This window comes from Corynebacterium silvaticum (assembly GCF_002162115.2).
Lineage (GTDB): Bacteria > Actinomycetota > Actinomycetes > Mycobacteriales > Mycobacteriaceae > Corynebacterium > Corynebacterium silvaticum.
Window position 1 is genome coordinate 2,106,220 of record NZ_CP021417.2, and the last position, 12,383, is coordinate 2,118,602.

At 50.3% G+C, this 12,383-nt stretch carries 12 protein-coding genes and 1 pseudogene; 1 reads left to right on the plus strand and 12 read right to left on the minus strand.

The window, feature by feature from the left end:
• Positions 1-128: 128 nt before the first annotated feature.
• A complete protein-coding gene (locus CBE74_RS22375; RefSeq protein WP_087454501.1) occupies positions 129-1,865 on the minus strand; it encodes a pyruvate dehydrogenase in 1,737 nt (578 codons plus the stop codon).
• A gap of 154 nt (positions 1,866-2,019) precedes the next feature.
• Here CBE74_RS22375 and thrE point away from each other — a divergent pair, with 154 nt between their 5' ends.
• Entirely contained in the window at positions 2,020-3,489 is a 1,470-nt protein-coding gene (thrE, locus tag CBE74_RS22380; RefSeq protein ID WP_087454502.1) for a threonine/serine exporter ThrE, read from the plus strand.
• 73 nt (positions 3,490-3,562) lie between these two features.
• Here the strand turns inward: thrE and CBE74_RS22385 are convergent, their stop codons facing one another.
• The 11 genes and pseudogenes from CBE74_RS22385 to CBE74_RS22435 form a co-directional block, all read right to left on the minus strand.
• Positions 3,563-4,507 (minus strand): DUF5979 domain-containing protein, encoded by a 945-nt coding sequence (locus tag CBE74_RS22385; protein ID WP_233426040.1) that lies wholly within the window; start codon positions 4,505-4,507, stop codon positions 3,563-3,565.
• Positions 4,504-5,520 carry a DUF5979 domain-containing protein gene (locus tag CBE74_RS22390; protein WP_225870284.1) on the minus strand — a complete coding sequence of 339 codons (1,017 nt, stop codon included), beginning with the start codon at positions 5,518-5,520 and terminating at the stop codon, positions 4,504-4,506. The genes CBE74_RS22385 and CBE74_RS22390 overlap by 4 nt, the downstream gene beginning before the upstream one ends.
• Positions 5,483-5,893, minus strand: coding sequence for a DUF5979 domain-containing protein (locus CBE74_RS22395; protein ID WP_134316367.1), 411 nt, complete (start codon positions 5,891-5,893; stop codon positions 5,483-5,485). The genes CBE74_RS22390 and CBE74_RS22395 overlap by 38 nt, the downstream gene beginning before the upstream one ends.
• Positions 5,844-6,344 (minus strand): DUF5979 domain-containing protein, encoded by a 501-nt coding sequence (locus CBE74_RS22400; RefSeq protein ID WP_134873840.1) that lies wholly within the window; start codon positions 6,342-6,344, stop codon positions 5,844-5,846. Before CBE74_RS22400 ends, CBE74_RS22395 begins: the two co-directional genes overlap by 50 nt.
• Positions 6,345-6,629: 285 nt before the next feature.
• Entirely contained in the window at positions 6,630-7,022 is a 393-nt protein-coding gene (locus CBE74_RS22405; RefSeq protein WP_134316365.1) for an Ig-like domain-containing protein, read from the minus strand.
• 1,139 nt (positions 7,023-8,161) lie between these two features.
• On the minus strand, positions 8,162-9,559 hold the full coding sequence (locus CBE74_RS22410; protein ID WP_134316364.1) for a hypothetical protein: 1,398 nt from the start codon (positions 9,557-9,559) through the stop codon (positions 8,162-8,164).
• 205 nt (positions 9,560-9,764) lie between these two features.
• Positions 9,765-10,100 (minus strand): hypothetical protein, encoded by a 336-nt coding sequence (locus tag CBE74_RS22415; protein ID WP_087454504.1) that lies wholly within the window; start codon positions 10,098-10,100, stop codon positions 9,765-9,767.
• A pseudogene (locus tag CBE74_RS24775) lies at positions 10,097-10,559 on the minus strand (hypothetical protein). The gene CBE74_RS22415 and the pseudogene CBE74_RS24775 overlap by 4 nt, the downstream one beginning before the upstream one ends.
• Complete coding sequence (locus CBE74_RS22425; RefSeq protein WP_087453216.1) at positions 10,549-10,923, minus strand: hypothetical protein; 375 nt, start codon at positions 10,921-10,923, stop codon at positions 10,549-10,551. Before CBE74_RS22425 ends, CBE74_RS24775 begins: the two are co-directional and overlap by 11 nt.
• Positions 10,924-10,926: 3 nt before the next feature.
• Positions 10,927-11,091: a hypothetical protein gene (locus CBE74_RS22430; RefSeq protein ID WP_166741455.1), complete on the minus strand. Its 165-nt coding sequence runs from the start codon at positions 11,089-11,091 to the stop codon at positions 10,927-10,929.
• A gap of 35 nt (positions 11,092-11,126) precedes the next feature.
• Positions 11,127-12,380, minus strand: coding sequence for a C39 family peptidase (locus CBE74_RS22435; RefSeq protein WP_225871224.1), 1,254 nt, complete (start codon positions 12,378-12,380; stop codon positions 11,127-11,129).
• Between the last annotated feature and the right edge of the window lie 3 nt (positions 12,381-12,383).

Consider the following 12,383-nt stretch of genomic DNA (forward strand, 5'->3'; position numbering starts at 1 on the left):
GGGACTTAGCGATCGGTTCCCAGTAGTAGGAAGATACGGAAAAACCTGCATTTCCATAGACAAAGACGCCTAAAAATGTGTTTTACAGCCTAATGTCTATGGAAATGCAGGCTCCACGGCCCGTGTATTTAGGGGCGCGGGATGTTCCTCAGATTAGACCATGCCATGTCCACCATGTGCCCCACTCCACCGCCGAAGACCGTGCGAGTCGCTGCCTTGGAGAACCCCATGAGCATCTCCATGGTGATATTAGGTGGGATGGAGAGGGCATTGGGGTCGGTGGTGACGTCGATAAGCACAGGCCCGGGGTGAGAAAAAGCCGCCTCTAGCTGTTCTCTTGCAGTCTTCGGGTCTGTGATCGCGATGTGGTGCAGGCCTACGGCAGCCGCAATCGCCGCAAAATCAACGTGTTCATGGTCTGTTTCATACTCCGGTATCCCCTCCACGAGCATCTCAAGCTTGACCATTCCCAAGGAAGAGTTGTTAAAAACAACGATCTTGATGGGCAGTCGATGAAGTTTCACGGTGAGCAGCTCCCCCATGAGCATGCTGAGGCCGCCGTCGCCGGAGAAACACACGACCTGCCGGTCCCTATCACTGGATTGCGCGCCAATTGCATGCGGCAAAGCATTGGCCATGGTTCCGTGGCGGAAGGAACCCAGCATCTCGCGCTTGCCATTGGGGGTTACGTAGCGAGCGGCCCACACGTTGCACATGCCGGTGTCGATGGTGAAAATAGCGTTGTCATCGGCTATCTCATCAATGATGTTGGCGATGTACTCGGGGTGAATGGGTGTGTGGTTTTCCACGTTGGAGGTGTATGCCTCAATAACATCAGTAAGCTTCCGGTGATGCAGTTCAAGCATCCGGTCAAGGAAACTGCGATCAGTCTTTTCCTCTATGTGCGGCAAAATATTCTCAATCGTTGCAGCTACATCACCCACGACAGGATGCGTGATTCGGGTGCGCTTACCAATATGGGAGGCATCAATGTCTACTTGTGCAACGTTCTTTTTGGGGAGGAACTCGGTATAGGGGAAGTCGGTGCCGAGCAGAATGAGGAGGTCGGCTTCATGGGAAGCATCGTGGCATGCCCCATACCCGAGCAGCCCCGACATGCCCACGTCATAGGGGTTGTCATGCTGGATATACATTTTTCCGCCGAGCGCATGTCCAACGGGAGCTTTGATTTTTTGGGCTAACGCAAGGACTTGTTCACGGGCTTCGCGGGCACCTGATCCGCAGAAAAGCGTGACTGTGGAGGCCTCGTTGATTGCGCGGACCAGGTCGGCTGCCTCCGCAGGATCTGGATAGAGGATCGGCTTTCCCCTCGCAATCACCGAGCCGGCAAAGGTATCGTCCTCCGCGCGCTGCATGGTGACGTCGCCCGGGATCACCAGGACTGATACGCCCTTTCCCGCCATGGTGGACTGGATTGCATGGTGCACAATCGTTTGCCCTTGGGTCGCAGAGTTGGCCATTTCGCAGTAGCCGGAGCATTCTGCAAACAAGGCTTCGGGGTGGGTTTCTTGGAAAAAGTGGGAGCCGATTTGTGTGGAAGGAATGTGAGAGGCAATGGCTAGGACTTTTGCACCGTTGCGGTGGGAGTCGTAAATCCCCTGTACAAGGTGGGTGTTTCCGGGACCGCACGAGGCTGCGCACACGGCCAGCTCGCCAGTGATCAGTGATTCTGCGCCGGCAGCGAATGCCGCAGCTTCTTCATTGCGAACGTGCACCCATTCGATGCTGGATTTCCGCACGGCGTTGACAATGGGATTGAGGCTATCGCCGACCAATCCAAAGATGCGTTTTACGCCTTGGGCTTCCAGGGTCTCCACAAGTTGTTCTGCAAACGACTGAGCCATGATCGTCCTCCATAACGTTGATGATGGTTCCGATTGTGCTTCCCTGCTGGTTCTTCCCACCATAGTTCGACTGAAATCACACATCTACCCCACAATTATGACATAAATAACTAAATGTTGTGCTTCTGTTCGCTGCGGTATTCTGTGTCTCATCATGCTGAAGCTTTTCGACGCCCCCATCTTCCGAATCCTGCGACGTAGGCAAGCAGCATCAACGGGCACCGCCACCATCGACGTCGCAGCTGCGCCTCCACTCGCACCGCTCGCTCCTGTCGACCTCAGCGACCGCGGGCAAGTCACCGGCGTGCTGGAAATCGCCGCACGTATCGGAGAAATCCTTATCTCAGCAGGATCAACCAATTCCGATGCCAGCGACCAGGTCAAAGCCGTCACAGAATCATTCGGACTGTGGTTTGTTCACGTCGATCTCACCTCCAATCGCATCCGGCTCTTTGCCAATGTTTCTGAAGACCGACGCGATCCGGTAACGGTCGTTCGCGTGGTAGCGCCCGCCCCACAGAATTTTCGCAAACTCATGCACGTAGATCGCTTGATCCGCGATATCCATTCAGGCCATGCCTCGCCTTTGGATGCCGAGACCCGTCTCGACGCCATACACCGCGCGCCCGACCCCATCGGGCTGCCCGGAGTTGTCGCATCTTTTGCAGTCATGAGTGGTGCCGTGGCATTCCTCCTTGGAGGAAATATCCCCGTCGCGCTCATTTCCACCATTGCCGGCGCCGTCATCATCTGGATGAGCGCCTGGCTAGACAAGCACGGCTTGCCGATCTTCTTCCAGAACACCGCGGGCGGAATTTTTGTCGCCTTCCTGGCCGCCATCACCTACGACTGGGGGCAGTACCTGGGACTTTCTATCCGCCCCAGCATGGTGATCGCCACGTCGATCATCGTGATGGTCGCGGGGCTAACCCTGGTGCAGGCGATTCAAAATGGAGTCACTTCCGCACCGATCACGGGCACGGCACGGCTTTTCGACGCCCTCATCATCACCGCTGGCATCGTCGCCGGCATTGCCATAGGTGTATCCCTTGCGGGGTCATTAGGATTCTCACTGCCCCCGGTAGAAACCGTCCCCGTCCCCAACTTCGCATCCAATACCGTCCGCGTTTTGGGCAGTATTTTTGCCACGTCCGGTTTCGCCCGCGCTTGCTACGCCGACTGGCCTTCCGTCTTCATCTCCGCGCTCACCGCGGCCTGTGGTTCAAGCTTGTTTTATTTTGTGCTCCTCCCCCATGGAGTTGGAGACATCACCGGATCTGCACTCACATCTGTCCTCATCGGGCTCATAGGCGGCTTCTTAGGGCGCCGCTACCTGATCCCGCCTCTCATCATCTCCATTGCTGGCATCACTCCGTTGCTCCCGGGTTCTGCAATCTATCGGGGCCTCTACGGACTACTCCATGATCAAATCCTGGTCGGCTTCTCCAACCTCTCTTATGCCATAGCCATCGCCACAGCGCTTTCTTCCGGGGTTGTCTTTGGCGAGTGGATCGCCCGCCGTTTCCGTAGGCCCCCGAGCCTTGATCACTATCGACGCTTCACCCGCAAGCTCGTACGCAACCGCCGCAAAAAGATCTACAAGCAAATCGCGACAGGCAATTAGGGTATGAAAAAAGGCGTGGATCCTTCAGTTGGGTCCACGCCTTCTCTTTAATGTTTAGGTCCGTACTCCACGCTTAGCTATTGCGACGACGGATCACTAATATCAGCCCAGCAAGTATGTCAAGCATACCTAGCATGACAACGACACCAATCTCAGCGCCCGTCTTAGCCAGCAGCTTCTTCGGTTTCTTGTCAGCGTCCTTTGGAGCAGGCACATCCTTGGGCGCCGGCTGCGGAGCCGATGTAGCCGGCGTGACTGGCATAGCGCTAGACGAGGAACCCGATGGTAGCAACGGCGGGATAAAGAGCGGCAAAGTAGGCACCAAGATCCACCACCACGGAATATTTGCAGTGTTATGAACTTCAATCAATGCGGCTTCTTTGACCGTCTGGACAGAAACCAACAACGTTGCCGTCCCATCACCATGATCCTTTAGCTCAACACCTGGATTAGTGGTGCTAAAGCCTGGGGTAGACCAGGTAGTAAACGCAGTATTTTTGGGCATGATCTCCTTCAGCAGGAGTTCAGTTCCAACCGGAAGCGGATCTAGATTAGTGATCTTTCCTTCGCTGATCTTTACCTCACGGGTCTGCTTCACTCCCTTTTCATCTGTCCAAGAAACCTCAACATCAAACTCACGAGGATTCTGAGACGAACCGGAAAGCACTGATCCCAAACCACTCACTTTCTTAGTCAAGGAGATACGACCAAGACCGTCATAAGCATTGACGAGTGTAGATTCGCTGGTGCTTCCCTTATCTCCAACGACTACTTCAGTAGCAGTGGTAGAAGCTGAAAGATCAAACTCAAATCCTTCAACTTTGGCAGTATCAGTCTTCTCTGTGAACTTACATGTAGCACCAGAACGCACATCCGTGATTTCTGCAGGCTTCTTAGCAGAAATGGTCACCGTACCATTCTTGGAATATGTGCCCAAGGTGCATACATAATCCACATCGAAAGTCTTATTCAGCAGAGCATCTACCTGTGGCCCCAGAATTTTCTTGTTCAGTTTCAAAGAAGCACGCCACGCGGAGTACTCGTTGGTTGCAACAACTTTTTCTTCTTTGTTGTCAACAATTGTGATGGAGTCAAGCCCAGAAACCTTGAGATCTGCCTTGCCAACCTCAGCATTTTCTCTGTAACCGTACAGATAGAACCAGCCGGGATATTTTCAGCCTTGGCTTCTTCACCCGCACCGATTGGGCCAAGAACACCTTCTTTGACTTCACCGAGTTCTTCGTTCACACACTTGTAATCAAAAGTGAATTTCTTACCGGTAGCAACACCATCAGGATCTACCAATTTCTTAGTGATGCTGAAAGATCCGACTTTCTTAGAGTACGTGTTGTTCACAGTCACGGTCCCGGTAGTACCTGCCGTAATAAGAACTGGAGCACCAGTTTCAACGACCAACGAGTAGCCCTTAACCTGAACGCTTTCCTGATCCTCGGTGACAGCGCAAAATGCACTTTCCGGCAGCTTTTCCACCGTGGCTTCGCCAGCACCAGAAATCTCTTTTACACCTGAAGCGATTTCTTTGCCGTCCTTGGTGCAGGTGTAGTTGAACTTATAGTTCTTCGCTTGTTGTGAGGCAGGAAGTCCATCAACTGTCTTCGCAATTTTGAATCCACCGACCGCAGTGTGATACGTGTTGGTCACAGTAATCTGTGCGGTCTTATCTGCGATAACGCCTACTGGCTGCCCATTATCAATGTCAACAGTTGCATCATCGATTTGGGCGGAGTAATCACGTTCAGCAACTTTGCAGGAATAACCAACCGGGATTTCTGGAGACTCTGTAGAAACACCATTCTTGATTGATAGTGCACCCTTGATTTCTTCTGAACCGTTCTTGGTACAGGTGTAATCCACTGCAAAGGCTTTGTCCTCAGGTACGTTAACTCCGTTTGCTACGACCTTCTTGAGAACCGAGAATTTGCCAAATTCCTTCTTGTAGCTGTTAGTTACTTCTACTACCTCTGTCTTCCCCTCAACGATAAGTACTTCTTTTTTTCTCAGGGATTTCAACAGAATAGCCAGGAACTTTGGCAGAATTTTCTTGTTCAGTTACAAGACAGGATGCACCCACGGGAACATCGTCAACCTGTGCTTCTCCGGCTCCCGTGATAGAAGCTACGCCCGCTTTTACTTCAACATCATCTTTCTTACAACTGTAATCAAATGAATAAGTAGGAAGATTCTCCGTCGCAGGCAGCCCCTTGACAGTTTTTACGATCTTAAAGCTGCTATTCTTAGGCTCGGTTTTCTTGGTGTAAGTATTTACTGCTTCGACGACAACAGCGTCTTCATTTTTCTCACGAACCGGGAACTCGACTTTTCCATCTTCGACTTTATTTCCACTGAGGGTCCAAGTGGGTTTCCCTCTCGAATCCTTCAACATCAGCGTCCTTTTCAGAAACCTTACAAATTAATCCTTTGTCAAGGTCACTGATGTGGAAATTTTCACCACCTTTAATTTTTTGAGTTCCACTCTTCGAGATTTCTTCAAGGTTTTCTAAAGGCGAGCACGACCAATCAAAAGTAAATTCCTTCAAAGGATCATTTTTCACCCCATCTACCTGTTTTTGAACTGCAAATCCACCTTTTTTACCTTCAGCCCAACATCCAGCAGAAGGAATAAAGACTGTTCCGTTAACATCATTTCCGTTTATATTCGCATGATTTATTACAGCACTTCCCGGAACAGGTTTTTTATCTGTATAAGTAATCAACGTAATACGTGGACCAGTACTTGGATCCACCCCATAGGGAAAACGAACAGTAAGTTTCTCTGGAGTACAATTAATCTCATAGCCATAGCCATGCGGAATCGGCGTAGTCAGGTCTGTCATATTATGAATTCCGCCTTCGACCCGACCATAACCATCGACTATATAATGCGGTGTTGGGTCCACAGCAGCACTACGAACTGCATCCAGATGTACCGGCGGTCGGACCGAAATCAAAATCGCCAGAGCACGCAATTTTATGCCCTTCAGGAGGTGTATCCGTTACTGTAAAATCTTTCTTTCCGGTATCACTTCCTACAAAAATCGTCCACGCGAAAGGATAAAGAGTCTTACCATCTAATTGAATAGGAGCATCGTATTGAACACCAGTTTTACCATTTCTATGTGTCACCCCAGGTGGACCATCAGGCAGATAAACTCCTTGCAAATTACCGTCACCACATCCCCAAAAGTAAGAGTTCCTGGATTCTCCCTACTCCCAAAACCGTTTACAGACAGTCCGCTATGTTTGTGATCCCATTCCACGGTAAAAAAGGCTGATCCCTTAACCTGGAAATTCGTTTGCACGTAATCCGTTAGCGTGAAGACTACTTCTTTTTGCCCTCCCGATATAGCGGCAGTAGCTACAGTTTTTCCGTTTTCATCTTTCAACGGAAGGAAACCCGTAGCAACAGTCATTAATTCTTGCGGTAATTCAACCTTAAATTGGTCACCGTTCTTCGCGTCTTCATTAACAGACCATTTTAAATTCCACCTCTGCTCGGCCTGACTTTTGGTCATACACATTATTGCTAACGCCCGGGCTGCCATCTCTCCATTTGAGATCTGTATACTTCGCGGCGCATTCCTCCCGTACTGCTTCTTGGGCTACAGACTTCGGTATCACCGCACATAATGCAGCAACCAAAACCACAATCACAGTCGTGACTAGAGCTTTGAATGCAGGGATACGGAACAAGGATTTCCGTATAGGAGAGGAAGCAGATAAAGGAACCTCTAAGTTCATTCTTTTCCAATCTAATTGAAATTCTTCGATTTAGCCCACATCCGAGTCCAGACCAGCCGCAAAAATACAGAAAGAGAAAAACACTTGCTTACCAGGTGACTTATCAAGTCCCTCCCCACAGCACGAAAGTTTAAAAAGCGCGCTTCAACGTCGCCCACGAATATGATGGCTATATCAACAAAAATACCAATTTTTAAGAAACGGGCATAATTTTCCCAGGTTTTGCACACCCATTATCCAAGTAACACCACCTATCCCTACCCCTATGATATGCTCGAGGCTGGACGCACTGCGGTGCTCCGCTTCCAAGGCTCGTGTGAAAGCACGAGCTTTTGTGCATTTAAGAGGAAAATGTACATCGGATATTTCGACGAATACAGACAACCCTGCGGCCTGAACCTGCACCCCACCTATATACCAAAAGCTCCCCTGTAGTTAGTATCTGTTTTCTCAGTCCAACTACAGGGGAGCTTTTCATTTTTTGAGCTGGAGATGGGACTTGAACCCGTGACCCCCACACTGCCAGTGTGGTGCACTACCAGCGTTTTTGTAGGTTATCGGGGGTTTTCTTATTTTTTCTTTCCTTGTGTGTCCTTCTCTTTTCCTGCGGTTTTGTATGGCTTGTTGTGGAAATGTCGTGGCATTTACACCACCAATCCAGCACTACACAACACAAAAACCCATCACCCAAAGCCCCCAAAACACAAATCCCCTTCCATAAGTTTCCTAATCGTGTGGAAGGGGGCCATAATCTGCGCCGGAATTAGCGCATTACGCATATAGTCCAGTACCAGTGATAAAAGCACCAGATGTTAAAATTCCATAGAACATTAACATCTGGCGCTTCACACAACATGCGCAATCTCCAGAACATCCCTACTGTGCGGACCGCATACGCACAGACGGCTAATTATTAAGAAGTTGCCTTTGCTAGGTAAATAGTCCGACCGCTAGCGTCCGTTTCCTTACTTACCTTGATATTCTTAATTTTTGTCTTCTCGGTGTCTACATTAAGAATGCCATCATTACTTTCTGTATCTTTAGGCAAAGGAATTTCTAGCTGGCCATTCTCCATAAACACAGCAGCGCCATTCAAAGCGGCTTCTCCGTCAGCTACCGAGTAAGAGCCTGTAAAGCCGATTACCACCTCTTTGCCTTTGTGATTAATAAAGTGCTTACTGTAGAAACTGTTTTTAGCGCCAGTAGTATCAAGTTTTAGCAAAGGGATATTTATATCCTTTTCTGCATCTAACACTGGAGCTATATCTGACGATATCCCCTTGTTCTGGCCCTCAATAATGGATGTCACATCGCGCTCAATCTTTGGATTTATCTTTTCCTCCAAAGGGGTGATATTTGATAGCAGTTTCTCCGCCTGGGTGATGCCCTCTTTTAGATAGGTATCCTTCCACGAAGGCTGACTTTCGTCTAGAAGCAAGCTAGCTACATAACCTATCTCATAGCTTTCTTGATCGGCGCTGTCAAACGTTACATCTTTTTTAATATTTTTCAGCGCACCCGCGTGGATCTCTTCAGGTGTACTTTTCACCGTACGGAAAGTCATAAAATTTTCTATATACCGAGCGTGCCCTTCGGCGATATCGACCCAAGCGATCGACTTATACTCATCAGGGAACTGTTGCTTCCACTGCTCATGCCAATATTTAGCATATCGCAAATACGTTTCGCGCTCTTTCGGATTTTCGTAGGCTTTAACCATGTTGTGGTAAGCCATCTGACGCAAGATACGCGGTTCTGGGTTTATCGGATATTCCTGGGACCTGCTAACTCCGATATCTTGGAGAGCTGCATCTTGCTGGTGATAGAAATGAACAGGCTCATGCGATGCAAACCTATACAACTCATTGGCATCTGGGTCGTCTTTGATGGTGCTGTTATTGACAGACAGGAAAATCGCTGTACGATCCTTGAATGTTGCTTGGCTGTATTGCCCTGGATCTGGCGGAGTAAGATCGTTGAGGTCCGCTTGACTTAGCTTCTTTGAGCCTTGTGTATCGAATGACCAAGCCTCTTCAATTTTCTTTTCGTCGTCCAGCTTAAAGACCACAGCTACATGTTTAGTAAAATCAACTCCGGGCCAGACCAAAGAGGAGGCAGGCCAATGCGCCTGTATCTTTTGGCCAAAAGGCTCAAGATAAGATTTAAAAGAGTTCTGCTCAGCTGAAACTGACGTAGATTGTGTAGTGTCCTGAGATGATTCAGTAGGGCTTCCGCATCCAGCAGCTAACAGTGTTACTGCTGTTAACGTAGCTACTGCGCACATCGGCCTGCTCTTTTTGTTAGGCGTCATCTTGTATACCTTCCAGTTGGGTCCTTTAGCACCTTAGGAAAATACTTTACCAAATAGCTATTAAAATCTTACTATCTGTATAGCTTTGATAGGAAACCCCTGGTAATCACCACAGCATAGACCGGGCCCGGATCAGGTGCGCCACACACAAAGATAGTCCCCTTCAGCCTAGGTGTATCACCTAAACCAAAGGGGACTAAATTTTTTACGCCTTCAACAAGCCTTTAATCTCATCTAAATCAATATCATCAGTCCTAGGTGGCTTCGCACCACCAGCCCACCGGATCAACTGCTCTAAATGCTTCACCGCCGTTACCAATGCCATACGCAGCCGGTGATTATCCACCTCCACACCACGCCGCTTAGCCCGCTCATCGTCTAAATCGGCCTGCATTTTATCAATGCGTGCCTCCAACGCGTCCATGCGTGAGCCTTTCACAGCCTGCGTATCCGACCGGGCTTTTACCACACCGATCCACACACCACCCAGTGCGGTTATAAGGGCGCCGATGCCGCTCAGTATCGCAGCTACAACGCTCACTGCTTCCCCCCTTCTTTAACGAACGGAATATCCCCACGCTTCCCACGCCACACAGCCCACATCAACGACACCGTCAACGCGAAAATAAGCACAGCTACCAGCCATAACACAGCCTCACCAGTCTCAATGGATGCCACCATAAGACTTGATGCCCACGACAAATTCACGCCGTAGACACCGCTAACACCACCGTATCCAGATGCCATTTCCGTATGATCGCAGCAACCACACCCACCACACCCACGATGATGTGCACCCACGCCCATATCATAAGTGGCATCACCAACTCACTAGGACGCTGCCACTGCAAAGGATCACCCAAAATCCCGGGCACATAATAGGCTCCCACGGCGATTTGCACCACAGCCAAAATCAGCAACGCGGTGGAATCAGTCATCACAAAAGCCCGCACACGGCGGGCTACAGGTCTCATTTTGCAGGCAGTCGCTCAATCGGCATGGGCTACACCCACCTCAGCGGTACTCTGGCCTGAGTATATCGGCAAACCCGCAGGCTCCCCACTGCTATGGCGTGGCTCATACGATACAGCCTTGCTATACACCTTTGCTGCATCAGCAATACTTAACACCGCAGGCAACAACGCTGCCAGATCAAGACCTGCGGTTTGTTGATCAGGTGCTTTCGGTAGATTCACCACTGCCGTACCACCGGTCACGGCTGCTCCTGCACCAGCAACAACGCCCAAAAGGGACGCTATCTGCTCATAGCCCAAGGTGGTGGCCACAACTGCTGCCACACCCACAAGCGCGGATAAAACATACATCACAAGCCGTACCCAACCAGCAGGATTTAGTGTATTCATGAATTATTTCCCTTCCTTGTCCATAAGGCTCAAAATCTTGGCAACATCGGCACGCAAAGCAGCAATCCCATCAACCGGGGTTAAATTATCGCCGTGGATGTTACGCCCCAGTTGCGGCCATCCCTTCAACTCAGGGCCACGAAGCTGGGTGTGAATATCTTTCACCATGGTTTCTATGCGGAATACCGCATCAACAACCGGGGTTAAAAACCCAGTGATGAAATCCTTAAATACTTTTCCGTTAAAGCCCCCACAGGGGCCTCCTTCCTCTCATGTGTTTTCTGAGCCGCCGTGGAATACGCATAGCCTTTGGGCACAATCAGCGTGCAGAACTGGTCAAACCCAATCCAATAGCCATAAGGGTAGAACCCAGAATCAGCGATCCACAGCTTGCGCATGCCTTCATCCGAGTACCCCATCACTGCGATGTAGTGATACACCACCCCACCGCCATAACGCGGTGACATCGTTGACGGGGCAACAGCACGCGGATAATTGCTTGGCGGGGCCACAATATTGGCCACCACCCCATGACCTGCACGAATGCTATTAGTGATCTCATCCCAGATCACATCTTTCAACCGGTAATCCGGATAAGCCCCAACATCACGGTGCCGGTACTCCCCACCAGGAACATTCGCGTTCAACACCGCCGGGAATTGCCCAATATAATCAGTGCCATTAGTCGTCGTCCGAAGGTCTTTCCCCAAAACGCTTTCTGACACCAAGCCCCCTGTCGCAGACCTAATCACGGTCTGACAGGACGCCGGGCCACAGTTATAAAAAGTGTCTTGGGTTACTTGATCCCGTGGGTAATCAAGAACTTTTTCCATCACTTTCCTTTCTGCCTGGCCTCCACCAAGCAAGCGCTGCCCGATGCCTAGGGCGCGCTCATACCTTTCTTTTCGATCTTGGAACCCATTCAGCCCGCCATTAATCGCACGAGTGACCCCCTCGATATCCTCCGCATCACACAAGTCATTGATCTCGGGGCGGGCCACAGTCCAATACCACGTAGCAGCAAGAAACCCCCAACGGGGGTCTTGACGCACCAACTCCGGGTGCTGCTCAAAATCAAGTGTTGTCAGTCCCCGTGATTGCACCCACCTGGTGAACGCGCGGAAATTATTCCGGCCTGTCAGCTGTATCGGGCCTGAGCCCTTAAAACGCCTGCCGTCACCAGGGTGGATATTCCCCAGGTCCGACCGACCTTCGTAGGCATCACCGCTAGCTATCTCCTCCATATAGCGCAGACCTGCGGATTCATGCCCGATCTGCGCGCAAAACATCGCCGCGCGGCGCACCGTAGTACACCCTGCAGCATCCATCGCTTCTGTGAAAGGGGCTGCAAAGCGGGCGTAATCCGCACTACCGCCCATTACTTCAGCAAGTGTTTGAGCATCCAACGTTCCCTCCTTTTGGGCATAAAAAATGCACCCGATGAGGGTGCCTGCCATCTT

Coding starts and splice junctions, on each gene's coding strand:
- CBE74_RS22405 (WP_134316365.1), bottom strand. CDS start 7,022: ATGACCAAAAGTCAGGCCGAGCAGAGGTGGAATTTAAAATGGTCTGTT.
- CBE74_RS22430 (WP_166741455.1), bottom strand. CDS start 11,091: ATGGTGAAAGATATTCACACCCAGCTTCGTGGCCCTGAGTTGAAGGGA.
- thrE (WP_087454502.1), top strand. CDS start 2,020: ATGCTGAAGCTTTTCGACGCCCCCATCTTCCGAATCCTGCGACGTAGG.
- CBE74_RS22410 (WP_134316364.1), bottom strand. CDS start 9,559: ATGACGCCTAACAAAAAGAGCAGGCCGATGTGCGCAGTAGCTACGTTA.
- CBE74_RS22425 (WP_087453216.1), bottom strand. CDS start 10,923: ATGAATACACTAAATCCTGCTGGTTGGGTACGGCTTGTGATGTATGTT.
- CBE74_RS22435 (WP_225871224.1), bottom strand. CDS start 12,380: ATGGCAGGCACCCTCATCGGGTGCATTTTTTATGCCCAAAAGGAGGGA.
- CBE74_RS22400 (WP_134873840.1), bottom strand. CDS start 6,344: ATGACAGACCTGACTACGCCGATTCCGCATGGCTATGGCTATGAGATT.
- CBE74_RS22375 (WP_087454501.1), bottom strand. CDS start 1,865: ATGGCTCAGTCGTTTGCAGAACAACTTGTGGAGACCCTGGAAGCCCAA.
- CBE74_RS22395 (WP_134316367.1), bottom strand. CDS start 5,893: ATGTTGAAGGATTCGAGAGGGAAACCCACTTGGACCCTCAGTGGAAAT.